Origin of the sequence: Streptomyces sp. NPDC000983 (assembly GCF_040299205.1) — a bacterium.
GTDB lineage: Bacteria > Actinomycetota > Actinomycetes > Streptomycetales > Streptomycetaceae > Streptomyces.
This window is the reverse complement of sequence record NZ_JBEPBM010000007.1, coordinates 121345-145800: the sequence shown is the minus strand read 5'-3', so window position 1 is coordinate 145800 and position 24456 is coordinate 121345. Positions and strand designations below refer to the sequence as shown.

Genomic DNA, 24456 nt, shown 5'->3' with positions numbered 1-24456 from the left:
CTACTTCTCCTGCTTCTCGTCGACGCCCGCTTCCGCTTCGGCGCCGCTCATCTCGTCCTTCTCGCCGTCTCCGAGTGAACCGGCGAGTCCCTGCAGTGCCGCCCAACGGATGTCGACGGCGTCATGGTGGTGGTCCGGGTCGTCCGCGAGGCGCGCGCCGCACTCGGCGCACAGACCAGGGCAGTCTTCCTGGCACACCGGCTGCATCGGCAGTGCGAGCACCACCGCGTCACGCAGCACGGGTTCGAGGTCGAACAGGCCGTCCTCGAGATGGAGCCTGTCCTCGTCCTCCTCGGCGTCGTCCTCGGGATCCGCTGTGACACGGCCCCGCTGGTCGGCGTCAGGGTACGAGAACATCTCCTGGAAGTCCGCTTCGAGCTCCTGCCGAAGCGGCTCCAGACACCTTACGCACTCCCCCTCGGCCTGCGCACGGGCGGTGCCTGTGACAAGCACACCTTCCATGACCGACTCGAGCCGGAGTTCGAGCTCCACCGGGGTGCCTTCCGGCACTCCGATGACGTCCTTCAGACCGAGGTCCTTGGGGGCGTCGATCGTCCGGGTCAGGCGCTGGAGCGCGCCGGGCCGCCGGCCCAGCTCGTGCGTGTCGAACACGAGAGGGTTGCGGTGGTCGAGGCGGGCGTTCAGTGCCATTCCTGTTTCGATCTTCCAAGCTCAGGGGGACGCTGCCCTCGGTGTCCCCGGGCAGCGCTGATCGCGGACGTGCAAGCGACCGAAGAGCCAGGATACTGGACCTTTCGCTGTCAGCCCAATCCGGTGCCCGCGGTCACCGGCCGGCGGGCTCAGCCCTGGCCGCGGCCCTGCTCGTAGGCGCGCAGCTGGTCCGCGCTGATCATGCTGGTGTCGAAGAGGCTGGTCTCGTCGAGGGCGTACCCCTGCTGGGGCTGCTGCGCCTGCTGGTGCGCCTGGTGCGGGTCGTACGCGGCCTGCTGGGCGTCGTAGCCCTGGTAGGCGGCGTCTTCCGCCGGGGCGTAGGTGGTGTCTTCCGCCGGGGCGTAGGCGGCGGCGTAGGGGTCGGCCTGCTGGTAGCCGTAGGCGTCCTGCTGGGCGTAGGCGGGCTGCTGGTAGCCGCCGTAGCCGGGGTCGTACGCCGGCTGCTGGGGCGGGGAGTAGGCCGGCGGCTCGGGCTGCTGCCGCTGCGGGGAGTCCTGCTCGGCGAGGGCGGCGAGGTCGGCGAGGTAGTCGGCGTCGCTGGAGTGCTGGACGGTGCCGAGGTCGTCGGCGAGGGAGCCGAGGTCGTCGGAGGCGATCCGGCCGTGCAGCTTCTGGCGGCCGCGGCCGACCGCCTCCAGGGTCTTGGCCAGGACCGCCTCGAAGGCGCCGAGCTTGACGTCGACGTATTCGTCGGCGCTGCGGCGCAGGGTCTCCGGGTCGTGGGAGCGCTCGGGGGCGTCCTCGTCCTCGTAGCCCTGCTCGTCGAGGCCGGGACCGGTGCCGAGGAGCTTCTCGCGACCGCGGCCCACCGAGCCGAGGGTCTTGGTGAGGACGACCTCGAAGTTGGCGAGCTTGGAGTCGACGTAGTCGTCGGCCTCGGCGCGGACGTCCTCGGCCTCCTTCTGCGCCTCGGAGAGGATGCGGTCGGCCTCCGCCCGGGAGCGGCGGGCGACCTCCGTGTCCGAGATCAGCGAGCCGCGCTCGGCGTGAGCGCCCTGGATGATCCGCTCGGCCTCCTGACGGGCCTGCTCGACCATGTGTTCGCGGTCGCCGATCAGCTCCTGCGCCTGCGCGAGGGAGCCGGGCAGCGCCTGGCGGACCTCGTCGAGCAGCGAGAGCAGCTCGGCGCGGTTGACCACGCACGAGGCCGACATGGGCATCGACCGGGCGCCGGAGACCGCCGACACGATCTCGTCGAGCTTCTTCTGCACGTCCATCGTGTGCTCGCCACTCTCTACAGCTGTGTTGGAGACGGACGGGACGACTGTAGCCCCATCAGTCCTTGTGCAGACGCTCGTTCAGGGCTTCCAGTACGGCCGGGGGCACCAGGTGCGAGACGTCCCCGCCCCAGGTCGCGACCTCCTTGACGAGCGAGGAGGACAGGAAGCTGTAGGTCGGGTTGGTGGGGACGAAGAGGGTCTCCACGCCCGAGAGGCCGTTGTTCATCTGGGCCATCTGCAGTTCGTAGTCGAAGTCGCTGACCGCGCGCAGGCCCTTGACGATGGCGGGGATGTCGCGCTGCTTGCAGAAGTCGACGAGGAGTCCGTGGAAGGCCTCGACCTTCACGTTGCCGTACTCGGCGGTGACCCGGCGGATCAGGTCGAGGCGCTCCTCGACCTCGAACAGGCCCTTCTTGGACTGATTGATCATCACCGCGACGAAGACCTCGTCGTACAGCCTGGAGGCACGGGCGATGATGTCGAGGTGTCCGTTGGTGATCGGGTCGAACGACCCGGGACAGACGGCACGGCGCACTTGAGGTCCCTCGCTCTCCGGTCCGGTCATCGTGCGTCTTCGCACGTTGAGGCGGCGCGACCGTACCAAAACGTTCCCTCGCCGTAGCGACGGGCCCGGATCGCTTCGAAACCGTCCGGCCACCCGAATTCGCCGCCTCTGGTGCTGCGCTCCACGGTGACGAGGGCGTCCTCGGCGAGCCAGCCCTCGGTACGGAGTGTGAGGAGAATCTCGCGAAGATCGTCGTCGGTGACGGCGTACGGGGGGTCGAGGAAGACGATGTCGTACGGGTCTTCGGGTGCCGGTGTCCTGATGATCTGCTCTGCTTTGCCGGCCCGCACCTCGGCGCCGGGCAGGCCGAGGTTCCTGACGTTCTCCCGGACCACTCGGGCGGCCCTGGCGTCCGCCTCGACCAGGAGGGCGTGGCTCGCGCCGCGGGAGAGGGCCTCCAGGCCGACGGCGCCCGATCCGGCGTAGAGGTCCAGGACGCGTTCGCCGTCCAGGGCTCCGCCGAGGAGGGACTGCCAGGTGGAGAGGAGACCCTCGCGTGCGCGGTCGGAGGTGGGGCGAGTGCCGGTGCCTGGCGGCACGGACAGGCGTCGGCCGCCGGCTGTGCCGGCGATCACGCGGGTCATCTTGGGTCCTTCTTCGTGGGCGGCTTTGGGTATCAGTGTGGCTGGTCGCGCCCGCGCGGGGGTAGCCGCATCTGGATTACGGCCCCGCGCCCCGGGGAGTCCCTCCCTCAGCCCTTTTCCAGGTACTGCTCCCTTTCCTCGTCCAGGAGGGCGTCCAGGGCCGTGCGCAGGCCGGGGAGGCTCTCCAGCTCGGGGTCCGTTGCCACCACTGCCGTGGCCTCCTGCCTTGCTTCCGCGATGATCTCCTCGTCCTCGATGACCGCCAGCATTCTCAGGCTGGTGCGGGCGCCGGACTGGGCCTGGCCGAGGACGTCGCCCTCGCGGCGCTGTTCGAGGTCGATGCGGGAGAGCTCGAAGCCGTCGAGGGTGGAGGCCACGGAGTTCAGCCGCTGGCGGGCCGGGCTCGCCTCGGGCATCTCGCTGACCAGGAGGCAGAGGCCGGGGGCCGAGCCACGGCCCACCCGCCCGCGCAGCTGGTGCAGCTGGGAGACGCCGAAGCGGTCGGCGTCCATGATCACCATGGCGGTGGCGTTGGGGACGTTGACGCCGACCTCGATGACGGTGGTGGCGACCAGGACGTCGGTCTCCCCGGCGGAGAAGCGGCGCATGACCGCGTCCTTGTCCTCGGGGTGCATCCTGCCGTGCAGGACCTCGACCTTCAGGCCGCCGAGCGGGCCCTTGGCGAGCTGGTCGGCGACGTCGAGGACGGCCAGCGGCGGGCGTTTCTCCGCCTCGTCCTCGGCCGACCTGCGGGACTTCTTCGGGTCGTCCTCCTCGTCCCCGATGCGGGGGCAGACCACGTACGCCTGGTGGCCGTTCTCCACCTCCTCGCGCACCCGCTCCCAGGCGCGGGCGAGGAAGTGGGGCTTGTCGGCGGCCGGGACGACATGGCTGGCGATCGGGGAGCGGCCGGCCGGGAGCTGGTCCAGGACGGAGGTCTCCAGGTCGCCGAAGACGGTCATCGCGACCGTGCGCGGGATGGGGGTGGCCGTCATGACGAGCAGGTGGGGCGGCTGTTTGCCCTTGCCGCGCAGGGCGTCGCGCTGCTCGACGCCGAAGCGGTGCTGTTCGTCGACGACGACGAGGCCGAGGTCGTGGAACTGGACCTTGTCCTCGATCAGCGCGTGGGTGCCGATGACGATCCCGGCCTCGCCGGTGACCAGGTCGAGCATCGCCTGCCGGCGGGCCGCGGCGCCCATGGAACCGGTGAGCACCACCACCTTGGTGGCGTGCTCGGAGCCGCCGAGCATGCCGCCCTCGGCCAGCTCGCCCATCATCTCCACGACCGAGCGGTGGTGCTGCTGGGCGAGGACCTCGGTGGGCGCGAGCATGGCGGCCTGTCCGCCGGCGTCGACGACGGCGAGCATGGCGCGCAGGGCGACCAGGGTCTTGCCCGATCCCACCTCGCCCTGGAGCAGGCGGTGCATCGGGTGTTCCGTGGCCAGGTCGGTGAAGATCTCGCCGGAGACCCGCTGCTGGCCCTCGGTCAGGGTGAAGGGGAGGCGGTCGTCGAAGGCGGTCAGGAGGCCGTCGGGCAGGGGTCTGCGGGCCACCGCGGGAAGCAGGGCGTCGGCGTGGCGGCGGCGGGCCAGGGCGACCTGGAGGACGAAGGCCTCGTCCCACTTCAGCCGGGCGCGGGCGTCGGCGATGTCCGCCTTGGTGTGCGGGCGGTGGATCTTCAGGAGGGCTTCGGGGAGCGGGAGCAGGCCGCGGCCCTCGCGGAGGCCGTCGGGGAGGGGGTCCACGGCGTCCTGGGCGGCCGGCAGCACCGTCTGGAGGGCCTTGCCGATCTTCCAGGACTCCAGTTTGGCGGTGGCGGGGTAGAGCGGGATGAGGGCGCCGGCCCAGGTCTCCACCGGCTCCGACCCCTCGGCGTCACCGTCGCCGCGCAGGAGTTCGTAGGCCGGGTGGGCGAGTTGGAGGCGGCGGTTGAAGAGGGAGACCTTGCCCGCGAACATCGCGCGGGTGCCGGGCAGCAGTTCCTTGTGGGGCTTGTGAACGCCGTTGCCGAAGAAGACCAGTTGCAGTCGGCCGCTGCCGTCGGTGATGGTCACCTCCAGCCGCTGGCCCTTGCCGCGCGGGGCCTTGGCCGAGGCGAAGGTGTGCAGCCGGGCGTCGGCGACCTGGGCGACCACCGTGACGTGCTCGTCCATGGGGAGGTCGGCGAGGTGGGTGAGCTGCCCGCGCTCCTCGTAGCGGCGCGGGTAGTGGTGCAGGAGGTCGCCTACGGTGTGCAGGCCGAGATGCTCGGCCATCACCTTCGCGGTGGCGGGGCCGAGCACCGACTTCAGTGGCTGCCGGAGTGGTTCTTGCAGTGCGGGCACGAGATCCATTGCACACCACCGCACTGACAACGGCGGGCAGATCCCCGCCCAAGAGCCGTACAAGTCCTAGGAAACCCCTGGTCAGACGGTTCGCCAGGGCCCTAGGATGACGCGTCTCACGGCCATCCCTCGCGGTCTCCGCCTCACACGGACCGCCCGACCCCGCGCCGACCCCGTCCCCCCACCGGTGCAGCGACGATGGACTCCCAGACCTCTCAGTCATCCCAGGCATCCCAGTCACCTCACACGTTCCAGGTCGACCTGCGCGGTCTGGTGGACCTGCTCTCCCATCACCTCTACTCCAGTCCCCGGGTCTACCTGCGCGAACTGCTGCAGAACGCCGTGGACGCCATCACCGCCCGGCGGGCCGAGCAGCCCGACGCCCCGGCGCGGGTGCGGCTGTACGCCGACCCGGGCGGCGGGCTGCGGGTGGAGGACACGGGCATCGGACTGACCGAGTCCGACGTACACAGTCTGCTGGCGACGATCGGCCGCAGTTCCAAGCGCGCGGACGGGGTCCAGGCGGCCCGCTCCGACTTCCTCGGCCAGTTCGGCATCGGGCTGCTGGCCTGTTTCGTGGTCGCCGAGCGGATCCGCGTGGTCAGCCGCAGCGCCCGCACCCCGGACGCGCCGCCGGTGGAGTGGACGGCGTCGGACGACGGTTCGTACACCGTGCGGACGCTGCCCGCCGCCGAGCACCCCGAACCGGGCACCACCGTGCACCTGGTGGCCCGGGCCGGCGCCGGCGAGTGGCTGGCCCGGGAGCGGGTGCTCGCCCTGGCGCGGGACTTCGGCGCGCTGCTGCCGTACGACGTGCGGGTGGACGAGGAGGAGGTCACCGATCTGCCCGCGCCCTGGGACCGTTCCTACCCCTCCCCCGCCAACCGGCGGGTGGCGCTGGCCCGGCACTGTCACGACCTGTTCGGGTTCACGCCGCTGGACTCGATCGAGCTGAACGTGCCCCTGGCGGGGATCCGCGGGGTGGCGTACGTGCTGCCGTCTGCGGTCAGCCCCGCCCAGCGGGCCGGTCACCGGGTGCACCTCAAGGGCATGCTGCTCACCGAGCGGGCCGAACAGCTGCTGCCCGACTGGGCGTTCTTCGTGCGCTGCGTCCTGGACACCGACAGTCTGCGGCCCACGGCCTCGCGCGAGTCGCTGTACGAGGACGAGACGCTGGCGGCCGTGCGGGAGGCGCTCGGGGAGCGGATCCGGTCCTGGCTGACCGGGCTCGCGGCCGGCGACCCGGAGCGGCTCGCGGCGTTCCTCTCCGTGCACCACCTGGGGGTGAAGTCCCTGGCCCGGCACGACCGGGAGATGCTGCGCACGATGCTGCCGTGGCTGCCGTTCGAGACCACCGACGGGCGGCTGTCGCTGGAGGAGTTCGCGCAGCGGCACCCGGTGGTGCACTTCACCCGGACCGTCGAGGAGTACCGGCAGGTCGCGCCGATCGCCTCCGCGCAGGGCGTCGGGGTGATCAACGGCGGTTACACCTACGACAGCGAACTGGTCGAGGCGCTGCCCTCGGTGCGCCCGGGAACCGTGGTCGCCGAGCTGGACGCGGACACCGTGACCGCCCATCTGGACGCGGTCGACCCCGCCGAGGAGCTGGCGCTGGCCGGGTTCCTGGCGGCCGCGCGGTCCCGGCTGGACCCGCTGGGCTGCGACGTGGTCCTGCGGGCCTTCCATCCGCTGTCGGTGCCCGCGCTGCACCTGGACGACCGGGCGGCCCGGCACGAGCAGGCGCGGGCCGAGGCCGAGCAGGGCGCGGACGACCTGTGGGCGGGCATCCTGGGTTCGCTGCGCGGCGGCGCGCCCCGCGCGCGCCTGGTGCTCAACCACCTCAACCCGCTGATCAGAAGGATCAGTTCACTGGGCGATCCGGAACTGATCGGCACCGCGACCGAGTCGCTGTACGGCCAGGCCCTGCTGATGGCGCAGCGTCCGCTCAGGCCCGCGGACTCGGCGCTGCTGAACCGGGCCTTCATCGGCCTGCTGGAGTGGGCCACGAACGGGGAGGAGGGCCGATGACGTCGGGAGCCGAGGGAACGGACGGGACGGCGGACTTCGACGCGCTGCGCCGGGCGATGGCTCAGAACGCGGAGCAGCCGGAGGGCCCGGCCCGCAACGCCCGCGCGGAGCGGCTGCTCGCCGAGGCGGAGCGGCTGAACATCCCGCTGGCCGTGGTCGAGGCGCTCGGGCACCAGCTGACGGTCTACAACTACAGCTCCGAGAAGGACAAGATGTTCGTCCCGTTCGCGCGGCTGCTGCGCATGTGGGACGAACGGCCGGAGGACTTCGACGCGTACGAGGCGCACTCCCTGCACTGGGTGTTCAAGTGGATGACGTCCGGGATGCTCGACCAGCCGCACGTCCCGCTGGCCTCCATAGAGAAGTGGCTCGGCGAGATGGAGCACCGCTACCGGCTCGCCGGCCACTCCGAACGGGCCGTGCGCAGCAGTGAGTTCAGTGTGGCCTCGCACATCGGGGACCTGGCGAGGGCCGAGCGGGCGTACGCCGCGTGGCTGGCCGCGGACCGCGACTCCATGGCCGACTGCCACGCCTGCGAGCTGCACGGGCAGGGCTGGTGGCAGGCGGAGCGGGGGCGGGACGAGGAGGCGCTGGAGCTGTGGGGGCCGGTCCTGGGCGGCGAGTTCTCCTGCGCGCACGAACCGCACACGGCGCTCGCCTCCTCCCTGATACCGCTGCTGCGGCTGGGCCGGACCGACGAGGCGCGCGCCCACCATCTGCGGGGCTTCCGGCTGGTGCGGCCCATGGAGAGCATGCGCGGCGCGTACGCGGACCACGTCGAGTTCTGCGCGCTGACCGGCAACGAGGCGCGCGGTCTGGAGCTGCTCGCGGAGCGTCCCGCGTACTTCACCGACACCGGGCATCCGCGCAGCCGGCTGGAGTTCCTGTCGGTGGTGGCGCTGCTCATGGAGCGGCTGACCGGGCTGGGGCTCGGCGGGCAGACGGTGCCGGGGCTGGCGGGGCGCACCTGGACGGCCCGGGACCTGGCCGCGCACGCGCGGGCCGAGGCGCTGGAACTGGCGGCGCTGTTCGACCGGCGCAACGGCACCTCCCACATCAGTGACACGGCCCGGGCGCGCATGGCGCAGCGGCCGCTGGTGGAGCGGCTGCCGCTCGGGGTGCGCGCGGCGCGTCCGGCGGCGGTGCCCGCGGCTGTTCCGGTGCCGGAGGTTCCGGCGCAGGATGGGCCCGTGGAAGCGGATCTGCCGACCCTGCTGGCCGAGGCCAGGCGGCTGTCGGACACCCTGCGGCCGAACGCCGTCGAGGCGTGGGCCGCGGTGGCGCGTGCCGCGGAGGGCGTGGAGCTGGAGGCCCGCGACCGGGCGGAGATCACCGACCATCTGGCCATGGAGCGGGGCCCCGAGGGCGTCGAGCTGTTCGAGGAGGCCGCCGAGCTGTACGCGGAGGCGGGCGACCCGGGTGAGTCGCTGGCGGCCCGCACGCGTGCGGCGTACGTGCGCGCGCTGTCCGGCCGTACGGAGGAGGCGCTCGCCGCGGTCGCCGGGCCGTACGACGAGGTGCTGGCGCTGTACGCCGAGGACGGCACGGGTCTGCGGCAGACGGCGTCGGTGCTGATGGGACGCGCGCGGGTGCTGATGCGGCAGGTCCACGAGGCCGACGGCCCGGCCGGCGCGGCGGCGCTTCAGGCCGCCGAGGCCGCCGCGCGTGAGGTCGTCGCGCTGGTGGAGGGGCGCACCGGGGACGAGGTGCGGCTGGTCGCGCGGGCCGCGGAGGCGCGGGCGATGCTCGCCGAGCTGGCGGCGCTGTCGGGGGACCTGGAGCGGGCGGCCGGGCTGTTCGCGCGGGCCGCCGCGGAGTTCGTCGGGGCGGGCCTGCCGTGGTTCGCGGTCGAGTACGAGGCACGGCTGGCCGGGCTCGCCCACCATCTCGGCGACATCGCGGAGGCGGAGCGGGCTCTGCGGGCGGCCCTGGAGCACGGCGGGCCGTATCTGGAGCCGCCGGGCCGGGCCCAGCTGCACCTCCAGCTCGCCGAGGTGCTGGGCGGGCGGGGTCTGTCGGAGGAGGCGGCCGAGCAGGCGCTGGAGGCGTCGCACTGGGCGGACGAGGCGGGCGAGGGCCCCACGCTCGGCGCCTGGGCGCGGCATCAGCTCGGCGGGTTCCTGCTGCGTCAGGGGCGCTGGGCGGAGGCCGCCGAGGTGCTGGAGTCGGCACTGCCGGACCTGACGCCCCAGACCCACGGCGACGGCGCTGTCGTGCAGACCCAGTGGTGGCTCGGTGACTGTCTGAGCGAACTCGGTGAGCACCGGGAGGCCGCCGAGCGGCGCCTCCAGGCGGCCGAGATCGCCCGGCACTGGCCCGAGCAGCACGACCACGCCACCCTCGCCCACCTCGCCGCCGAGTCCCTCGGCCACGCCGGTCTGCACGAGGAGGCGGACCGGGCCTACGCGCGCGCGGGCGAGCTGTGGGCGGCGCTGGGCAACGTCCAGGGTCTGGTGCGCTCCCTGCGCGCCCGCGCGTGGCTCGCGCTGCGCGCCGAGGGCGGCTCGGACCGGGCGCGGGCGCTGATGACGGAGGCGGTCGGGGAGTGCGCGGCGGCCCGGCGGGCGGCGCTCGACGAGGAGGCCCGGGACCGGCTGACGGGCGAGCTGGGCCATACGCACCGCCAGTTCGGTGATCTGCTGGCCCGCTCGGCGGCGGAGGACGACGAGGACGAGTCGATCAGCTCGGCCCTCAGAGACGCACTGTCGCAGATGGTGGAGGCGGTCACGGTGTTCGGGCAGCTCGGGGACGACGCCCGGTACGCCCGGACCGGCGCCGAGCTGGCCGCCGGCTGGCTCGCCGCTGACCTGGGCCGGCCGGCCGAGGCGGCGGCACACGCGCGCGCCGTCCTGGCGGCCTACGCACAGGAAGGCGAAGAGGACGGCGAGGAGGACGGACCGGCCGACGAACGACGCGCGGAGGCGAGCCAACTGCTGGAGACGGTCGAAGAGGACTGACCCCGCCGCCCGAGGCAGCGGCACACCCGCGTGCCCTGCCGGCGGCCTGCGCACAGGACGGCGAAGAGGACCGAGCCCGCCGGGAGGCAGGGCCCCTACTCGACGCCGATGAGCAGCAGGGCCCCTTGCCTGCCGCCCCGGTACACGACCGTGTCGACGGCGAGGTAGGACTCCCGTACGCGGGCTTCGAGGTGCTCGGCGATGCCGTCGGGCGCCTCGTCGCCGAGGACGAGGGTGACCAGTTCGCCGCCGGCCGCGAGCATGCGGTCCAGGACGGTCTCGGCGGTGGCGGTGACGTCCTCGCCGATGACGGCGACGTCCCCGTCGATGAGTCCGAGGACGTCGTCGGCCTGACAGATGCCGGCCATGGTCCAGGACTGGCGTTCGGCGACGGCGACCTCGGCGTAGCGGGTCGCGCCGGCCGCCGAGGTCATCGCGACGACGTCCTCGTCGAAGCGGCGCTCGGGTTCGTGCACGGCGAGGGCGGCTATCCCCTGGACCGCGGACCGGGTGGGGATCAGCGCCACCCGGATGCCCTCGGTGCGGGCCTGCTCGGCGGCGGCTGCCGCGGTGTGCCGGAGGTCGGCGTCGTTGGGCAGCAGGACGACCTCGCGCGCGTGGGCGCGCCGTACGGCCTGGACGAGCTCGCCGCTGGCGGGCGGCTCCCCGGGGCGGGCGAGGACGGTGGTGGCGCCGGCCTCGGTGTAGAGGCCGGCCAGTCCGGCGCCGGGGACGACGGCCACGACGGCGCGCTGGATCCGCTCCCGGGGCGGCCGCTCCGCCCCGGTGGTGTGCACGTCGCCGTCGGCGAAGTGGGTGATCCTGATCCGGTACGGCCGTCCCGCCTCCACGCCCGCCTCCACGGCGGCACCGGCGTCGTCGACGTGCACATGGACGTTCCACAGGCCGTCGCCGCCGACCACGACGAGGGAGTCGCCGAGGGCGTCGAGGCGCTCGCGCAGCCGGGTGACGGCGGTGTCGTCGGCCTCCAGCAGATAGATCACCTCGAAGGCGGGCCCGCCGGTCTCCGGGACGTCGCACTCGCCGGCGCTGTCGACGGGCACGCGCGCGTGGCCCGCGGGGGCCGCCGGCTTCTCGCCGGTGAGCGTCTGCACCAGCGCGGCCAGCACCGTGACCAGCCCCTGCCCGCCGGCGTCCACCACCCCGGCGCGTTCCAGCACGGCGAGCTGGTGCGGGGTGGCGGCGAGGGCGGCGCGCGCTCCTTCGTAGGCGGCCCGGGCGACGGTCCCGCAGTCGCCCTCGGCGCTCCCGGCGGCGTCGGCTGCGGCCGAGGCGACGGTGAGGACGGTGCCCTCGACGGGGTGGGCGACGGCCTGGCGGGCGGAGTCGGCGGCGTGCCGCAGGGCGAGCCGGAGCCCGTCCGGGCCGGCGTGAGGTGTGTCACTCTCGGCGGCCAGCACCTGGGTCATGCCGCGCAGCAGTTGGGCCAGGATGGTCCCGGAGTTGCCGCGGGCCCCTATGAGCGCGCCGTGCGCCATGGCGCGGACGGTGTCGGCCAGGGAGGGCGTCGCGCCCGCGGAGCCGGCGGCGTGCCCGACGAAGACGGCGTCGACGGCCGCGGCGGCCGATTCCACGGTCAGATACAGGTTGGTGCCGGTGTCACCGTCGGCCACGGGGTAGACGTTGATCGCGTCGATCTCCGCGCGTGCCCGCCCCAGTGCGTCGAGCGCGAGGCCGCACCAGGTGCGTACCGCGAGAGCATCGAGGAATGTCTGCGGCACCTGCGCCACCTGCGCCTCCTTGAGCTGCCGGCCGTGGCACGCAGCGTAGACCCAGGGGCCGGGCCCGCCGGAAGAGGGCCGGGAGCGGGCCCCTGAGCAGCCATGGTAGTTTCGTTCCACTGGCGCAGTCGTTGTATGCTGCTCCGGTTGCCCGATCCACATCGGGCCATTCCCCCTGGCAAAGCCAATCGGATGTCTGATCCTGCGATCTCGATCCCCGGCCTGCCGGGATCATCCGTAAGTGCATCTGAAGTCTTTGGAGTGACCCGTGGCTGCCAACTGCGACGTCTGCGGCAAGGGGCCGGGCTTCGGCAACAACATCTCGCACTCGCACCGCCGTACGTCCCGTCGCTGGAACCCCAACATCCAGCGCGTCCGTACCGTGGTCGGCGGGACGCCGAAGCGCGTGAACGCTTGCACCTCGTGCATCAAGGCCGGCAAGGTCTCGCGCTGACACATCGCTGAGCGCGCGGCCACTGCTGGTTCGCTGCACTGAGCCGGTCCACCTCGTGTGGACCGGCTTTTTGCATGCCGTTACGCGGTCCCGGCTCAGTCCCGTACGCCCAGGGCCCACCCGTGGCGTACGGGCCCGATCCCCCCGCCGAGCGCGAAGCCGGCCGCGATGGCCGAGGTGACGTACGCCTTGGCCGCCGTGACCGCCTCCGGCACGGACCGGCCCCTGGCCAGTTCCGAGGCGATGGCCGAGGCCAGGGTGCAGCCGGTGCCGTGGGTGTGCCGGTTGTCGTGGCGCGGGGCGCGCAGCCAGTGCTCCTCAAAGCCGTCGGTGAGCAGGTCCACCGCCTCGCCCGGGAGATGGCCGCCCTTGATCACGACCCAGCGCGGGCCGTGGTCGAGTACGGCCGCCGCGGCCCGCCGCAGATCGTCCTCGGAGTCGACCCGTACCCCCGTGAGTTGGGCCACCTCGTCGAGGTTCGGGGTCGCGACGGTGGCCACCGGCAGCAGTTTCGTGCGGACGGAGTCCAGCGCGGAGGCGGCCAGCAGGGAGTCCCCGTGCTTGGAGACGCCCACCGGGTCGACGACGGCGGGGGCGTCGGTGGCGCCGATCAACTCGGCGACCGCCTCCACGAGTTCCGCGGAGGCGAGCATGCCGGTCTTCACGGCCTGCACGCCGATGTCGTCGACCACGCTGCGGTACTGCGCGACCACCGCCTCCACCGGCAGCGGCCAGGCACCCTGCACGCCCAGCGAGTTCTGCGCGGTGACGGCGGTGATCACGCTCATGCCGTGCACACCGAGCGCGAGCATCGTCTTGAGGTCGGCCTGGATCCCGGCCCCGCCGCCGGAGTCGGACCCCGCGACCGTCAGCACCCTCGGCGGCGCGCTCACGACTCGATGTCCCCGAAGTGGTCCCAGCCGCCCTTGCTGGTCCAGGGCGCCCCGTCGACCGTGACCTGGGGCAGCGCCGAGGGGTTGAGGACCTCGCCGATGACCTTCCAGCGGGCGGGGAGCTTCACGTCCGGCGGGAAGGTCGCCACGATCGCGTGGTCCTCTCCCCCGGTCAGCACCCACTGCATGGGGTCGACGCCGACGGCCTGCCCGATGTCGTTCATCTGCGAGGGGATGTCGATCGCGCCGGAGCGGATGTCGATGCGGACCTTGCTGGCCTCGGCGATGTGCCCGAGGTCGGCGATCAGCCCGTCGCTGACGTCGCACATGGCGGTCGCGCCGAGCCCGGCCGCCGCGGGGCCCGCGTGGTACGGCGGTTCCGGGCGCCGGTGCGCCTCCACGAAGGCCCGCGGTGAGCGGAACCCCCGGGACAGCACGGCGAATCCGGCCGCGGACCAGCCGAGCCAGCCGGTCACCGCCACCAGGTCGCCGGGCTGGGCGCCGGCCCGGGTGACGGGCTCCTGGTTGCGCAGGTCGCCGAGCGCGGTGATCGACACCATGATCGAGTCGCCGCGTACGACATCGCCGCCGACCACGGAGGCGCCGGCCACCTGGCACTCGTCGCGCAGGCCGTCCATCAGCTCGGTCGGCCAGGTCACCGGCAGTTCGGCCGGGACCACGAGGCCGAGCAGGAGCGCGGTGGGCACGGCGCCCATGGCGGCGATGTCCGCCAGGTTCTGCGCGGCGGCCTTGCGGCCCACGTCGTAGGCGGTGGACCAGTCACGGCGGAAGTGCCGGCCCTCCACCAGGATGTCGGTGCTCGCCACGACCCTGCGGTCGGGCGCGGCGACCACCGCGGCGTCGTCGCCGGGGCCGACCCGGACCGCCGGGGTGGTGGTGAGACGGGAGGTGAGCTCCCTGATGAGCCCGAACTCCCCCAGCTCACCAACAGTGCCCTTCATCGCCCTTACGCCCCTTCTGTCCCGGCCCGATTCCCGGTCGCGTGTCTTTACTGTCCTCGATACGGTCGAGGTGACCGTCAACCACTTTCGTGCCTGTACCCCGGCGCGGGACCCCCGGCCCCGCGGGTCTCCCCGCGACGAGCGACGACGCGATACCGTGGCGTTCCTTTTCCCCACATGATCCTCGTGGCCGCCCTGGAGGTTCCGTGGTACAGGCGTACATCCTGATCCAGACGGAGGTCGGCAAGGCGTCGACCGTCGCCGAGACGATCAGCAAGATCCCTGGAGTCATCCAGGCCGAGGACGTGACAGGACCGTATGACGTGATCGTGCGCGCGCAGGCAGACACCGTCGACGACCTCGGCCGCATGGTGGTCGCCAAGGTCCAGCAAGTGGACGGCATCACCCGCACCCTGACCTGCCCGGTCGTCCATCTGTAGCCCCCGTCTACCCTTGGCCGGTGAACACTTCGCGTCACCGGCTCATCGGTCTGCCCGCGCTCGTCGCCCTGTCGATCACCGTCGCGGGCTGCTCCTCAGCAGACGACGGCGGGTCGGCGGCGGTTCCCTCCCCGGGCACGAAGGTCGCCGCCCTGTGTCAGAAGCTGGACGACGCCGTGCCGGCGAAGGTGGCCGGTGAGAGCCGCCGCGACCCCGAGCCCGAATCCACGCTGACCGCGGGCTGGGGAAACCCGGAGATCATACTGCGCTGCGGCGTGGAACGGCCGCCGAAGATGACGGACCCGAAGGTGGCCGAGGGGGGCGACCCCGACGCGGTGCCCGGCGGAGTCGAGGGGGTGGACTGGCTGATGGAGCGCGGGGACTCCGGGGCGTACCGTTTCACCACCGCCAATCGCCAGGCGTACGTCGAGGTCACCGTCGCCGAGGGCGTGGACAGCTCGGCGGTGCTGATCGATCTGGCCCCGGCCGTGAAGAAGGCGATCCCCGAAGGAATCGCCCCCTGATCCGGTCGGCCCCGGGGTTCAGCGCAGCCCGGTCGAGCGGCGCAGCGCGGCCTGGATGAGCCGGTCGACCAGCTCCGCGTAGCCGATGCCGGTCGCCTCCCACATCTTTGGATACATCGAGATGGGCGTGAAGCCGGGCATGGTGTTGATCTCGTTGATCACGAACTCCCCGTCCTCGGTGAGGAAGAAGTCCGCGCGCACCAGGCCCTCGCAGGAGGCCGCGTCGAAGGCGTCCACCGCGAGCCGCCGCACCTCGGCGGTCTCCTCGTCGGTGAGCGGGGCCGGCACGATCCCCGGGGTGGAGTCGATGTACTTGGCCTCGAAGTCGTAGTAGGCGTGCGCCTCGGGCGGCGGGATCTCGGCGGGCACCGACGCGCGCGGGCCGTCCTCGAACTCCAGTACCCCGCACTCGATCTCGCGGCCCCGCAGCGCCGCCTCGACGAGGATCTTGGGGTCGTGGCGCTGGGCCTCGGCGATGGCCTCGTCCAGTCCGGAGGGGTCGTCGACCTTGGTGATGCCGATCGAGGAACCCGCACGGGCGGGCTTCACGAAGAGCGGCCAGCCGTGCTCGCCGGCGAACTCGACGATCTTCCTGCGGGCGGCGGACTCGTCCCGCGCCCACTCGCGGGGCCGGATCACCACGTACGGGCCGACCTTGAGCCCGAAGGAGGTGAACACCCGCTTCATGTACTCCTTGTCCTGGCCGACGGCGGAGGCGAGGACGCCCGCGCCGACGTACGGGACACCGGAGAGCTCCAGCAGACCCTGAAGGGTGCCGTCCTCGCCGTAGGGGCCGTGCAGGACGGGGAAGACGACGTCGACCTCGCCGAGCGCCTTGGGCACCGATCCGGGCTCGCTGTAGACGACTTCGCGGTTGCCGGGGTCGACGGGGAGCACCACGGCGCCCTCGCTCGACTCGGCGAGCTGGGAGACGCTGGGCGTACGGCGGTCGGTGATCGCCATCCGCTCCGGTTCGTCGGCGGTGAGCGCCCAGCGGCCGTCCTGGGTGATGCCGATCGGCAGGACGTCGTACTTGGTCCGGTCGATGGCCTTCAGCACGGCGCCGGCCGTGACCACGGAGATCCCGTGCTCGGAGCTGCGGCCGCCGAACACGACGGCCACACGCGGCTTGCGCGACGGCTGCTGGGGGCTCTGGGGGAGGTTCTCGGTGCTCATATCGCGTTGAGAGTACCCGTTGGTACGGGCCTGATACAGCGCCGCGCGGCGGGCGGGCGCGAGGGCCCGCCCGCTTCACTCAGTGTCGTTCGGGCTTCGCTGTGCGCGACATGAGTTCCTTGACGGCGACCACCGGGGACTTGCCCTCGTGGACGATCCCGACGACCGTCTCGGTGATCGGCATGTCGACGCCGTGCCGGCGGGCCAGGTCCAGCACGGACTCACAGGACTTGACGCCCTCGGCGGTCTGCTGGGTGACCGCGATGGTCTCCTTCAGCGTCATGCCCTTGCCGAGATTGGTGCCGAAGGTGTGGTTGCGGGAGAGCGGCGAGGAGCAGGTGGCGACCAGGTCGCCGAGGCCCGCGAGCCCGGCGAAGGTCAGCGGGGCCGCGCCGAGCGCCACCCCGAGCCGCGCGGTCTCCGCGAGGCCGCGGGTGATCAGCGAGCCCTTGGCGTTGTCGCCGAGCCCCATGCCGTCCGCGATGCCGACGGCGAGCCCGATGACGTTCTTGACCGCCCCGCCCAGCTCGCAGCCGATGACGTCGGTCTCGGTGTACGGCCTGAAGTAGGCCGTGTGACAGGCGGCCTGGAGCCGCTGGGCGACGGCGGCGTCGGTACAGGCGACCACGGCCGCCGCGGGCATCCGCGCGGCGATCTCGCGGGCGAGGTTGGGTCCGGTGACCACGGCGACCCGGTCCGGGCCGACCCCGGCGACGTCCTCGACGACCTCGCTCATCCGCATGGTGGAACCGAGTTCCACGCCCTTCATCAGGGAGACCAGGACGGTGTCCGGGGCGAGCAGCGGGGTCCACTCGGCGAGGTTGCCGCGCAGTGTCTGCGAGGGGATCGCCAGGACGGTGAAGTCGGCGTCGCGGGCCGCCTCGGCGGGGTCCGCGGTGGCCCGCAGGTTCGCCGGCAGTTCGACGCCGGGGAGGTAGTCGGGGTTGGTGCGCGTGGAGTTGACCGCTTCGACGAGTTCGGGGCGCCGCCCCCACAGGGTGACCTCGCACCCCGCGTCGGCGAGCACCATGCCGAAGGCGGTGCCCCACGATCCGGTGCCGAAGACGGCCGCCTTGACGGGCTTGCTCACTTGCTCTTCTCCTCGTGCCCGGCCTGCGCCTCGTGCCCGTTCTCCGCCTGGCTGCGGCGCCGCTGCTCGATCCGCTCCTTGCGCGGGTCGTAGGCGGCGACGGGCGCCTTCTCGCCGCGGAGTTCCTCCAGCAGGCGGGTGACGGCGGCCATGATGACCTCGGTGGCCTCCTTGAGGAGTTCCGGGGTCATCTCCTTGTCGTAGAAGCGCGACAGGTCCACGGCGGGGCCCGCGAGGACCTTGGAGGTCTTGCGGGGCAGCACGTCGAGCTTCTTGGCGTACGGCGGCAGCAGTTCGTTGGCGCCCCACTGGGCGACCGGGATCACCGGGCACTTGGTCTGCAGGGCGACCCGGGCGGCACCGGTCTTGCCGGTCATGGGCCACTGGTCCGGGTCCCGGGTGATGGTGCCCTCGGGGTAGAAGGCGACGCACTCGCCGCGCTCCACGGCGTCGATCGCGGCCCGGAAGGCGCTCAGCGCGTCCGTGGTCTCGCGGTAGACGGGGATCTGACCGGTACCGCGCATGACGGCGCCGACGAATCCCTTCTTGAAAAGTCCGCTCTTCGCGAGGAATCGCGGAACTCGGCCGGTGTTGTACTGAAAGTGCGCGTAGGCGAAAGGATCGACGTGCGAATTGTGGTTCACCGCGGTGATAAATCCGCCATGGGCCGGAATGTGTTCCATTCCGCGCCAGTCCCGCTTGATCAGTACCACCAGCGGTGGTTTGGCAATCACCGCTGCCAAGCGATACCAGAAGCCGATTCTGCGGCGGGGCACGCGGACACCTTCCTCTAGGGCCTGGGGGGCCGCACAAGTGTCGCTCCAGGCCGACCGTCTGTCGAGAACACCGTACGCCCCGCGGACCGGACCGCCGGATGGCCCGTGTGAGAGCCGGGCGACAATGGCCGCGACGAGAGAGGTACGAACGTTCGTGCAGTGGACCTTGGTCATACCCCTGAAACCTCTGGCTCGGGCCAAGAGCAGGCTCTCGGGGACCGCGGCCGGCGGGCTGCGCCCGGCCCTCGCCCTGGCCTTCGCGCAGGACACCGTGGCGGCGGCGCTGGCCAGCGGTCCGGTCCGGGATGTGGCAGTCGTCACGGACGACGCCCTGGCGGGCCGGGAACTGTCCGCGCTCGGCGCCCGCGTGCTGCCCGACACCCCGGGAGCCGGCCTGAACGCCGCGCTGGCACACGGGGCCGCCGTCGTACGCGCGGCACGTCCGGATTGCGCGGTCGCCGCTCTCAACGCGGATCTCCCGGCCCTGCGCCCGGCGGAATTGGCCCGGGTCCTGGACTCGGCGGCGGAATTCCCGCGCGCTTTCCTGCCGGACGCCGCGGCAATCGGCACGACTCTGCTCTCGGCGGCTCCGGGCCGGCCGCTGCACCCGGCATTCGGCCCGGATTCCCGCGCCCGCCACCGGGCTTCCGGCGCGACGGAACTGACCCTGGGGGCGGTGGATTCCGTACGCCAGGACGTGGACACCGGCGAGGATCTCCGCGCCGCGCTGGCGCTCGGGGTCGGCCCACGGACGACGGCGGCAGCGGCGGGACTGCTGCTCGCGGGGTTCTAGGGCGCGCGGGGTTCCAGGGCGCGCGACAAAGGCCGCTTCGCACCGGGCTCCAGCCCCGCCCGAGGAGCACGGGGCGCCTGCCCTCGCGGCGCTCGCCGCCCAGCGCATAGGCTGCCGCCATGCAGGCGACCGCGTACACGTACGACCCCGAGACCCGGAGCGGGCAGGTGCTCCTGGACGACGGCACCCCGGTGCCCTTCGACGCGAGGGCGTTCGACGCGGGCGGGCTGCGCCTGCTGCGGCCCGGACAGCGGGTGCGCATCGAGGTGGAGGGCCCCGAGGACGGGCCGCGCATCACCCTCGTCACGCTCCAGACCCTGTAGCGCCCGGCACCCGCCCGACACGCCGCGGGCCGGACTCCCTGGGGAGTCCGGCCCGGCGCGTGAGTACCGTCGCGCCCCTACCTCTTGCGGGCGGTGGTCTTCTTGGCGGTGGTCTTGCGGGCCGTCGACTTCTTGGCCGGGGCCTTCTTGGCGGTCGCCTTCTTCGCCGGGGCCTTCTTGGCCGCCGTCTTCTTCGCGGCCGCCGCCGTGGTCTTCTTCGCCGCCGCGGTGGTCTTCTTGGCGGTCGTCTTCTTCGCGGCCGCCGTGGTGGTCTTCTTCGCCGCCGCGGTGGTCTTCTTCGCCGTGACCTTCTTGGCGGTGGTGGCCTTCTTGGCGGCGGTCTTCTTCGCCGCGGCCTTCTTGACCGTGGCGGAAGCACCGCCGGTCAGGCTGCCCTTGGGGGCCTTCTTCACGGCGACGTCGTTCTTCGGGAGCTTCTTCGAGCCGCTGACCAGGTCCTTGAAGCCCTGACCCGCGCGGAACCTCGGCACGGAGGTCTTCTTGACCCGAACCCGCTCGCCCGTCTGGGGGTTCCGGGCGTAACGCGCCGGCCGGTCGACCTTCTCGAACGATCCGAAGCCGGTCACCGACACCCGGTCACCGGCGACCACCGCGCGCACGACGGCGTCCAGGACTGCGTCGACAGCATCGGCGGCCTGCTGGCGGCCGCCCATCTTGTCGGCAATCGCTTCTACGAGCTGCGCCTTGTTCACGTCTTCCCCTTCGGAGACATCGCCAGAACGAAAGTGTTCAAGCTTTTTCGCACGTTAGGCAGATATATACCGCAAATCAAACACGAAACGGGCTTATCACCCTTGTGCCGCAACGGGTTCGGCGGTCTCCGGAGCGATCAGCGTTCCTCGTCGGGGAATCGACCCGCGTCGAGGTCTGCCGTGAACGCCTCCAGACGCCTTGCCGCATCGGCGAGATCGTGCTTGGCCACGGCCGTAATGACCAGCAGCTTCCGGGTCAGCGCCATCCGTACGCCCTCCGGGACTTGCAGTGCGCGCACTGTTGTGTGCGCTTCCTTGAGTTGGTCCGCGACCGCCGCATAGAGCTCGAGTTGGCCGTCGTGTTCCATGCACAGATTGTGCCATCTGGGGCGAGTTGTCGCCTGCCCAGGGTGCAACTGCCGCCTCGAACGGCCCTCCCCGCACCGGTGGAAGAGGTTGCCCCGATGACCGGCTACCCCGACAACAGCCCAGCTAACACGGGAAGTTGGCGCCGTCGGCCGAGCCTCCGGCGACCGTCCGGGCGCAGACATGGCCGTACCCCCGATCGGTCCGATCGGGGGTACGGCGGGGGTGTTTCGGTGGCCGAAACTCGACCTGTTCAGTTGTGGCGGAGGTCCGCCCGGCTCACGCCTGGAGCGTCTGCGGCTTGTACGAGGGCCGCTTGGCCTCGTAGGCGGCGATGTCGGCCTCGTTCTGCAGGGTGATCGAGATGTCGTCCAGCCCGTTCAGCAGCCGCCAGCGGGAGTTCTCGTCCAGCTCGAAGGAGGCGGTGACGCCCTCGGCGCGCACCTCGCGGTTCTCCAGGTCGACCGTGATCTCGGCCTCGGGGTTCTCCTCGGTGAGGTCCCACAGCGCGTCCACGATCTTCTGCTCCAGCACCACCGTGAGCAGGCCGTTCTTGAGCGAGTTGCCGCGGAAGATGTCGGCGAAGCGGGAGGAGATGACGGCCTTGAACCCGTAGTTCTGCAGCGCCCAGACGGCGTGCTCCCGGGAGGAGCCGGTGCCGAAGTCGGGGCCGGCGACCAGGACCGTGGCGCCGTTGCGCTCGGGCCGGTTGAGGACGAACGTCTCGTCCTTGCGCCAGGCCTCGAACAGCCCGTCCTCGAAGCCGTCCCGGGTCACCTTCTTGAGCCAGTGGGCGGGGATGATCTGGTCGGTGTCGACGTTGGAACGGCGCAGCGGGACGGCCCGGCCGGTGTGCGTGGTGAATGCTTCCATGGCTTCTCAGACTCCAGCGGGCGTACGGGTCTCGGTGTCGGACAGGTCGGCCGGGGAGGCCAGATGGCCCAGCACGGCGGTCGCGGCGGCGACCTGCGGCGAGACCAGGTGCGTACGGCCGCCCTTGCCCTGCCTGCCCTCGAAGTTGCGGTTGGAGGTGGACGCGGAGCGCTCCCCGGGGGCCAGCTGGTCGGGGTTCATGCCCAGGCACATCGAGCAGCCCGCGTGCCGCCACTCGGCGCCGGCCTCCTTGAAGACCACGTCCAGACCCTCGGAGACGGCCTGCAGACCGACCCGGGCGGAGCCGGGGACGACCAGCATGCGTACGCCGTCGGCGACTTTGCGGCCCTGGAGCAGTTCGGCCGCGGCCCGCAGGTCCTCGATGCGGCCGTTGGTGCAGGAGCCTACGAAGACGGTGTCCACGTTGATGGAGCGCAGCGGCTGGCCGGCCTCCAACCCCATGTATTCCAGGGCCTTTTCGGCGGCCAGGCGCTCCGAAGCGTCTTCGTACGAAGCAGGGTCGGGGACGGACGCCGAAAGCGGCGCGCCCTGGCCGGGGTTGGTGCCCCAGGTGACGAACGGGGACAGTTCCTCGGCCTTGATGACGACCTCGGCGTCGAACTCGGCGTCGTCGTCCGTGCGCAGCGTCTTCCAGTACGCGACGGCCGCGTCCCAGTCCTCGCCCTTGGGAGCGTGCGCACGCCCTTCCAAGTAGTCGAAGGTCGTCTGGTCGGGGGCGATCATGCCCGCGCGGGCGCCGGCCTCGATCGACATGTTGCAGATGGTCATCCGGGCCTCCATCGAGAGCTTCTCGATGGCGGAGCCGCGGTACTCCAGGACGTAGCCCTGGCCGCCGCCGGTGCCGATCCGGGCGATGATCGCCAGGATCAGGTCCTTGGCGGTGACGCCGTCGGGCAGCTCGCCCTCGACGGTGATGGCCATGGTCTTCGGACGGACCAGGGGCAGCGTCTGGGTGGCCAGCACATGCTCCACCTGGGAGGTGCCGATGCCGAACGCCAGGCCGCCGAAGGCGCCGTGGGTGGAGGTGTGGGAGTCGCCGCAGACGACGGTCATGCCCGGCTGGGTCAGACCCAGCTGCGGGCCGACGACGTGCACGACGCCCTGCTCGACGTCGCCCAGCGGGTGCAGCCGCACGCCGAACTCCGCGGCGTTCTTGCGCAGCGTCTCCAGCTGGACCCGGGAGACCGGGTCGGCGATCGGCTTGTCGATGTCGAGCGTCGGGGTGTTGTGGTCCTCGGTCGCGATGGTGAGATCGAGGCGGCGCACCTGGCGACCGGTCTTGCGGAGGCCGTCGAAGGCCTGCGGGCTGGTCACCTCGTGCAGCAGGTGCAGATCGATGAAGAGGAGGTCGGGCTCGCCCTCGGCGCGCCGGACGACGTGGTCGTCCCAGACCTTCTCCGCGAGTGTCCTACCCATCGCTTTCCCTCCGGCCGGCATACGGTCCACCGGCCCAACTAGAGATCTTGAGGAAGCAGCGCCCGCCGCCCCTGTTCGGGCGTCCGCCACCGGGCCCGTTTGTCTGCGGGCCTCTTTGCCTTCGTGTCATCCAGAGTGGCGTGTTCCACGGAAAATTGAACTTGCGTTTCACAGAGTGAGACGCGAGTATCGTTTCATGGACAACAGTAGCGGCGTCGGCGTCCTGGACAAGGCAGCCCTTGTCCTGAGCGCCCTGGAGTCCGGTCCGGCCACCCTCGCGGGTCTGGTGGCGGCGACCGGGTTGGCACGACCCACGGCCCACCGGCTGGCGGTGGCCCTGGAGCACCACCGCATGGTGGCGCGCGACATGCAGGGCCGGTTCATCCTCGGCCCGCGCCTGGCGGAACTGGCCGCGGCGGCCGGCGAGGACCGCCTCCTCGCCACGGCGGGCCCGGTCCTCACCCACCTCCGTGACATCACGGGCGAGAGCGCGCAGCTCTACCGGCGCCAGGGCGACATGCGCATCTGCGTGGCCGCGGCGGAGCGGCTGTCCGGACTCCGGGACACCGTCCCGGTCGGTTCGACGCTGACGATGAAGGCCGGCTCGTCCGCCCAGATCCTCATGGCCTGGGAGGAGCCCGAGCGGCTGCACCGGGGCCTGCAGGGCGCCCGCTTCACGGCGACGGCCCTCTCCGGCGTGCGGCGCCGCGGCTGGGCCCAGTCGATCGGCGAGCGCGAGCCGGGCGTGGCCTCGGTCTCCGCGCCGGTCCGCGGCCCCTCCAACCGCGTGGTGGCCGCCGTCTCGGTCTCCGGTCCCATCGAGCGCCTCACCCGCCACCCGGGCCGGATGCACGCCCAGGCGGTCATCGACGCGGCCTCCCGTCTCTCGGAGGCCCTGCGCCGCACCGGTTGACGTACCCAGACAGCAACGGGGAGGGCCCGCCCCAACGCCGCGGCGGGCCCTCCCCGCTCCCCTGCCACCCGATCTCTTCGGCCCCCGTCGCCGGGGCGGCACGACGAAGGCCCCCCACCGAAGTGGAGGGCCTTGCCTGTCTGTACCCCCGACCGGATTCGAACCGGCGCTACCGCCTTGAGAGGGCGGCGTGCTAGGCCGCTACACAACGGGGGCGATGGACACTGCGTTTCCGCAGGTCCGAGCTGGTCTACCTGGACTCGAACCAAGACTAACTGAACCAGAATCAGTCGTGCTGCCAATTACACCATAGACCAATGTGGTTTAGACCAGACAGTACCCCCGACCGGATTCGAACCGGCGCTACCGCCTTGAGAGGGCGGCGTGCTAGGCCGCTACACAACGGGGGCCCTAGCGATCATCGCGAAGACGATTGCCGTACCCCCGACCGGATTCGAACCGGCGCTACTGCCTTGAGAGGGCAGCGTGCTAGGCCGCTACACAACGGGGGCTTTGCAGATGAGCTCTGCGAGCTGGCCTACCTGGACTCGAACCAAGACTAACTGAACCAGAATCAGTCGTGCTGCCAATTACACCATAGGCCACTGGAACGCAAGCCCCTGAAGGGGTC

The 24456-nt window shown here is 71.9% G+C and carries 23 protein-coding genes and 5 tRNA genes; 8 read left to right on the top strand and 20 right to left on the bottom strand.

What is annotated here, in order from left to right; translation table 11 throughout:
* From ABT296_RS10560 to recG, 5 genes are all read right to left on the bottom strand, one after another.
* Nucleotides 1-651, bottom strand: coding sequence for a YceD family protein (locus tag ABT296_RS10560; protein ID WP_351925433.1), 651 nt, complete (start codon nucleotides 649-651; stop codon nucleotides 1-3).
* A gap of 149 nt (nucleotides 652-800) precedes the next feature.
* Entirely contained in the window at nucleotides 801-1889 is a 1089-nt protein-coding gene (locus ABT296_RS10555; RefSeq protein ID WP_351925431.1) for a cell division initiation protein, read from the bottom strand.
* Nucleotides 1890-1947: 58 nt separating this feature from the next.
* A complete protein-coding gene (gene coaD, locus ABT296_RS10550; RefSeq protein WP_351925653.1) occupies nucleotides 1948-2427 on the bottom strand; it encodes a pantetheine-phosphate adenylyltransferase in 480 nt (159 codons plus the stop codon).
* A 26-nt stretch (nucleotides 2428-2453) separates the two neighbouring features.
* Complete coding sequence (rsmD, locus tag ABT296_RS10545) at nucleotides 2454-3041, bottom strand: 16S rRNA (guanine(966)-N(2))-methyltransferase RsmD (protein ID WP_351925429.1); 588 nt, start codon at nucleotides 3039-3041, stop codon at nucleotides 2454-2456.
* Between the two features lie 107 nt (nucleotides 3042-3148).
* On the bottom strand, nucleotides 3149-5374 hold the full coding sequence (gene recG / locus ABT296_RS10540) for an ATP-dependent DNA helicase RecG (RefSeq protein ID WP_351925427.1): 2226 nt from the start codon (nucleotides 5372-5374) through the stop codon (nucleotides 3149-3151).
* A gap of 189 nt (nucleotides 5375-5563) precedes the next feature.
* On the opposite strand from recG, the gene ABT296_RS10535 reads away from it, so the two are divergent.
* Nucleotides 5564-7393, top strand: a complete 1830-nt coding sequence (locus ABT296_RS10535) for an HSP90 family protein (RefSeq protein ID WP_351925425.1) — start codon at nucleotides 5564-5566, stop codon at nucleotides 7391-7393.
* Entirely contained in the window at nucleotides 7390-10350 is a 2961-nt protein-coding gene (locus ABT296_RS10530; RefSeq protein WP_351925423.1) for a tetratricopeptide repeat protein, read from the top strand. Before ABT296_RS10535 ends, ABT296_RS10530 begins: the two co-directional genes overlap by 4 nt.
* 95 nt (nucleotides 10351-10445) lie before the next feature.
* On the opposite strand, the gene ABT296_RS10525 is transcribed toward ABT296_RS10530, so the two are convergent.
* Nucleotides 10446-12101, bottom strand: a complete 1656-nt coding sequence (locus ABT296_RS10525) for a DAK2 domain-containing protein (RefSeq protein ID WP_351925421.1) — start codon at nucleotides 12099-12101, stop codon at nucleotides 10446-10448.
* A gap of 259 nt (nucleotides 12102-12360) precedes the next feature.
* Between ABT296_RS10525 and rpmB the strand changes: the two genes are divergently transcribed.
* The gene (gene rpmB, locus ABT296_RS10520) at nucleotides 12361-12546 is read left to right on the top strand and encodes a 50S ribosomal protein L28 (RefSeq protein WP_003993230.1); all 186 of its coding nucleotides are present in this window, start codon (nucleotides 12361-12363) and stop codon (nucleotides 12544-12546) included.
* A gap of 95 nt (nucleotides 12547-12641) precedes the next feature.
* Here rpmB and thiD read toward each other — a convergent pair whose 3' ends face one another.
* Together thiD and ABT296_RS10510 are read right to left on the bottom strand one after the other, a co-directional pair.
* Nucleotides 12642-13439: a bifunctional hydroxymethylpyrimidine kinase/phosphomethylpyrimidine kinase gene (gene thiD, locus ABT296_RS10515; RefSeq protein WP_351925419.1), complete on the bottom strand. Its 798-nt coding sequence runs from the start codon at nucleotides 13437-13439 to the stop codon at nucleotides 12642-12644.
* A complete protein-coding gene (locus ABT296_RS10510; protein WP_351925417.1) occupies nucleotides 13436-14401 on the bottom strand; it encodes a thiamine-phosphate kinase in 966 nt (321 codons plus the stop codon). Before ABT296_RS10510 ends, thiD begins: the two co-directional genes overlap by 4 nt.
* Before the next feature lie 206 nt (nucleotides 14402-14607).
* On the opposite strand from ABT296_RS10510, the gene ABT296_RS10505 reads away from it, so the two are divergent.
* Together ABT296_RS10505 and ABT296_RS10500 are read left to right on the top strand one after the other, a co-directional pair.
* Nucleotides 14608-14841, top strand: coding sequence for an Lrp/AsnC family transcriptional regulator (locus tag ABT296_RS10505; protein ID WP_003997603.1), 234 nt, complete (start codon nucleotides 14608-14610; stop codon nucleotides 14839-14841).
* Between the two features lie 20 nt (nucleotides 14842-14861).
* On the top strand, nucleotides 14862-15365 hold the full coding sequence (locus ABT296_RS10500; RefSeq protein WP_351925415.1) for a DUF3515 domain-containing protein: 504 nt from the start codon (nucleotides 14862-14864) through the stop codon (nucleotides 15363-15365).
* Nucleotides 15366-15383: 18 nt separating this feature from the next.
* On the opposite strand, the gene ABT296_RS10495 is transcribed toward ABT296_RS10500, so the two are convergent.
* From ABT296_RS10495 to ABT296_RS10485, 3 genes are all read right to left on the bottom strand, one after another.
* Nucleotides 15384-16541: a D-alanine--D-alanine ligase family protein gene (locus ABT296_RS10495; RefSeq protein WP_351925413.1), complete on the bottom strand. Its 1158-nt coding sequence runs from the start codon at nucleotides 16539-16541 to the stop codon at nucleotides 15384-15386.
* A gap of 79 nt (nucleotides 16542-16620) precedes the next feature.
* On the bottom strand, nucleotides 16621-17631 hold the full coding sequence (locus tag ABT296_RS10490) for an NAD(P)H-dependent glycerol-3-phosphate dehydrogenase (protein ID WP_351925411.1): 1011 nt from the start codon (nucleotides 17629-17631) through the stop codon (nucleotides 16621-16623).
* Nucleotides 17628-18407: a lysophospholipid acyltransferase family protein gene (locus tag ABT296_RS10485; RefSeq protein ID WP_351925409.1), complete on the bottom strand. Its 780-nt coding sequence runs from the start codon at nucleotides 18405-18407 to the stop codon at nucleotides 17628-17630. Before ABT296_RS10485 ends, ABT296_RS10490 begins: the two co-directional genes overlap by 4 nt.
* 154 nt (nucleotides 18408-18561) lie before the next feature.
* On the opposite strand from ABT296_RS10485, the gene cofC reads away from it, so the two are divergent.
* Both cofC and ABT296_RS10475 read left to right on the top strand, forming a co-directional pair.
* The gene (cofC, locus tag ABT296_RS10480; protein ID WP_351925407.1) at nucleotides 18562-19200 is read left to right on the top strand and encodes a 2-phospho-L-lactate guanylyltransferase; all 639 of its coding nucleotides are present in this window, start codon (nucleotides 18562-18564) and stop codon (nucleotides 19198-19200) included.
* Nucleotides 19201-19319: 119 nt separating this feature from the next.
* Nucleotides 19320-19523 (top strand): cold-shock protein, encoded by a 204-nt coding sequence (locus ABT296_RS10475; protein ID WP_351925405.1) that lies wholly within the window; start codon nucleotides 19320-19322, stop codon nucleotides 19521-19523.
* A gap of 77 nt (nucleotides 19524-19600) precedes the next feature.
* On the opposite strand, the gene ABT296_RS10470 is transcribed toward ABT296_RS10475, so the two are convergent.
* The 4 genes from ABT296_RS10470 to leuC form a co-directional block, all read right to left on the bottom strand.
* Nucleotides 19601-20236 (bottom strand): HU family DNA-binding protein, encoded by a 636-nt coding sequence (locus ABT296_RS10470; RefSeq protein WP_351925403.1) that lies wholly within the window; start codon nucleotides 20234-20236, stop codon nucleotides 19601-19603.
* 137 nt (nucleotides 20237-20373) lie between these two features.
* Nucleotides 20374-20604, bottom strand: coding sequence for an SCO5555 family protein (locus tag ABT296_RS10465; protein ID WP_351925401.1), 231 nt, complete (start codon nucleotides 20602-20604; stop codon nucleotides 20374-20376).
* Between the two features lie 277 nt (nucleotides 20605-20881).
* Entirely contained in the window at nucleotides 20882-21475 is a 594-nt protein-coding gene (gene leuD / locus ABT296_RS10460) for a 3-isopropylmalate dehydratase small subunit (protein ID WP_351925399.1), read from the bottom strand.
* Between the two features lie 6 nt (nucleotides 21476-21481).
* Nucleotides 21482-22912, bottom strand: coding sequence for a 3-isopropylmalate dehydratase large subunit (leuC, locus tag ABT296_RS10455; protein ID WP_351925397.1), 1431 nt, complete (start codon nucleotides 22910-22912; stop codon nucleotides 21482-21484).
* A 196-nt stretch (nucleotides 22913-23108) separates the two neighbouring features.
* On the opposite strand from leuC, the gene ndgR reads away from it, so the two are divergent.
* The gene (gene ndgR, locus ABT296_RS10450) at nucleotides 23109-23825 is read left to right on the top strand and encodes an IclR family transcriptional regulator NdgR (RefSeq protein WP_171142008.1); all 717 of its coding nucleotides are present in this window, start codon (nucleotides 23109-23111) and stop codon (nucleotides 23823-23825) included.
* 143 nt (nucleotides 23826-23968) lie between these two features.
* On the opposite strand, the gene ABT296_RS10445 is transcribed toward ndgR, so the two are convergent.
* From ABT296_RS10445 to ABT296_RS10425, 5 genes are all read right to left on the bottom strand, one after another.
* A tRNA-Glu gene (locus ABT296_RS10445) sits at nucleotides 23969-24041 on the bottom strand.
* Between the two features lie 29 nt (nucleotides 24042-24070).
* A tRNA-Gln gene (locus ABT296_RS10440) sits at nucleotides 24071-24142 on the bottom strand.
* 20 nt (nucleotides 24143-24162) lie between these two features.
* Nucleotides 24163-24235: transfer RNA gene (locus ABT296_RS10435), tRNA-Glu, on the bottom strand.
* A gap of 29 nt (nucleotides 24236-24264) precedes the next feature.
* Nucleotides 24265-24337 (bottom strand) — tRNA-Glu (locus ABT296_RS10430).
* A gap of 21 nt (nucleotides 24338-24358) precedes the next feature.
* Nucleotides 24359-24430, bottom strand: a tRNA-Gln gene (locus ABT296_RS10425).
* Nucleotides 24431-24456: the final 26 nt, after the last annotated feature.